The sequence below is a fragment of the Streptomyces sp. NRRL WC-3549 genome (assembly GCF_000721935.1).
Taxonomy (GTDB): domain Bacteria; phylum Actinomycetota; class Actinomycetes; order Streptomycetales; family Streptomycetaceae; genus Streptomyces.
In genome coordinates this window covers 39707-41723 of the sequence record NZ_KL585401.1, presented here as the reverse complement: position 1 = coordinate 41723, position 2017 = coordinate 39707, and the positions used below count along the sequence as shown (strand labels likewise).

At 68.4% G+C, this 2017-nt stretch carries 2 protein-coding genes and 1 pseudogene; all 3 read right to left on the bottom strand.

What is annotated here, in order from left to right; translation table 11 throughout:
- A pseudogene (locus IH13_RS0116680) lies at positions 1-152 on the bottom strand (MerR family transcriptional regulator); the annotation flags it as partial.
- Positions 153-909: 757 nt separating this feature from the next.
- A complete protein-coding gene (locus IH13_RS0116675) occupies positions 910-1419 on the bottom strand; it encodes a hypothetical protein (protein WP_031085201.1) in 510 nt (169 codons plus the stop codon).
- A 186-nt stretch (positions 1420-1605) separates the two neighbouring features.
- On the bottom strand, positions 1606-2017 hold a 412-nt coding region (locus IH13_RS0116670; protein WP_031085199.1), incomplete at its 5' end, for an NPP1 family protein.

The window sequence follows — 2017 nt, the reverse complement described above, 5'->3', positions numbered from 1 at the left end:
AGATGTGTATAAGAGACAGGTGTGATGAGGCGGGCCTCGCCGACGGCGCGGAGGAAGCCCTGGGTGGTGCCGAGCATCTCGGCGGCCCGGCCCATGGTGTAGGCGGGGTAGTCGTCGTCATCGAGACGGTCGAAGGAGTCGTCTGCCGTCATCGCACCTCTCTGTGGAACCCGTGGAGGGGCCCTGGTGTCGCATGACACCAGGGCCCCGAAGGAACTGCTACACCATCGGCCGACCTTGATATCGCGTCGGCCTTCTTGTTCCGCGCCGGCTCACTGGGATGCGGGCGTGCGCGGGGATCGCGGATGCGTGACCGGAGACCACCTGCCTGTCGATGTCCTGCGGTACCCGGGCTCAGCGGTTCGGCCCGGGCGATCCCGATGGCGTCCAACTCCTCCGTTCTTCCCTCTGGACGGACTGCTTACCTGACGTGAACTGCGTACTGCTGGTACTACGTACTGCTGTTACCGCGTACTGCTGGTACCGCGAACTACTGCCGCGTGAAGAACCGCGGCCCTGCCGACGGCGGCCCCTGACCACTGCGGGCCACCCGGTCCGGCGGCCAGCCCCGTCGCCCGTCCTGCATCTGTCCGGCTTCGGGACTCCACCGCCGCACCGTGTTGCGAACTACCTGTACGGCTGCCCGGCAGTTCATCTCTCCGGGCCTTGCTCGATCTCGACTACGAGAGAAAACATACCCACGGAACCGCCCAATGTCTACTCTCGCCGAAATAGATTTCCGTGCGCCCCGGGAAGAGGTAGTCCGACCCGGTCACGGCAGGGCCGAGCGTCGACGCCGCACTCGTGGAGGCCGCACCCGCAGGGGGACGAAAGACGCCCCGCTCCGGGAGGGCCCGGAGCGGGGCGAGGACGTCGGACGCGGGACGTGGCGTCAGGCGGAGCAGGCCGTCACCAGCCGGCCTTCACCCCGTTGTAGGCCGTACGGCAGTTGGCGTTGGTGGCCTGAGCGGCGAGCTTCTCCATGGAGTTCTTCCAGACCTTCTTGGCCACCTTCTCCATCTCCCGCGTCTGGGCCGGGACGTTCGGGGCGTACTTCTTGATCGTCCCCATGGCGGAGGTGGCGAACTTGTTGCACGCGGGGCCGGCGGCGTTCCGGTAACGCGTGTCCAGGTCCGTGGCCACCGCTTGGCCGTTCTTGGTGGCCCAGGTGTTCCAGGACGCGCACGCCTCCTCGGTGAAGACCGCCTGGTCGGCGTTGCTCAGGCCCAGGACCTCGCCCAGCAGCGTGTTCTGGACCTTCTCGGGGACCGTGAAGTCCACGACGGGGAACTTGTCGAGGGTTTCGAGCAGCGTCTCCTGACACGCGGGAGGCAGTGGGGCCGCCTGCGCGGAGGACGGGACGGCCAGGGCGGAGGCGGACAGCAGCGCCACGGTGAGGACGGTGCGCGAGAGGCTCATGGGGTGGTGCTCCTTGCATGAAGGCTGTGCCGTGTCCGGGCACCGGTCGGCACCCGGACACAGAACGATCGCCGTCTCCCACAGGTCACGCCCGCTGTCCGGCGCCGGGCCGGCCGGCCCCTCCCCGCGCTCGGCCGCCGTCCGGTCGAGCACGGGGAGGGGCGCGGTCCGGCCTCGCCCGGGGCCTCAGGCCGAGGGGTCGAAGGGGATGCCGGACGGTTCGGCGTTGCGGAGCAGGTTGCGGAAACGGTTGTCCTTGTCGGTGACCTTGATGGTCGCGGCCCCGAAGTCGGCGTTCATCAGGGTGTCCCGCAGCGCGGTGGTGGGGAAGCCGTTCCAGTCCACGATCGGCGGGTAGCGCCAGGCGTGGTAGTGGTTCTCCGGCGGTTCGTCGTTGCCGTTGGCCAGCCGGAAGAAGTGCGTGCTCGCACCGTCCTTGTGGTACACGGTCTTGGGGTGAGTGCCGTCGAAGCGGACCTGCGAGCGCGGGTAGGTCTTGACGGTGCTGTGCTGGGTGGTCGAGACGTACTCCACCTGGTTCGTGGCCTGGTCGACCCAGGAGATGACGTGCTCGAAGTCGTGGCGGTGGCCGCCGAGG

Bases quoted from the DNA above. Each gene is read 5' to 3' on its own strand.
- IH13_RS0116675 (WP_031085201.1), bottom strand. From the start codon at position 1,419: ATGAGCCTCTCGCGCACCGTCCTCACCGTGGCGCTGCTGTCCGCCTCC.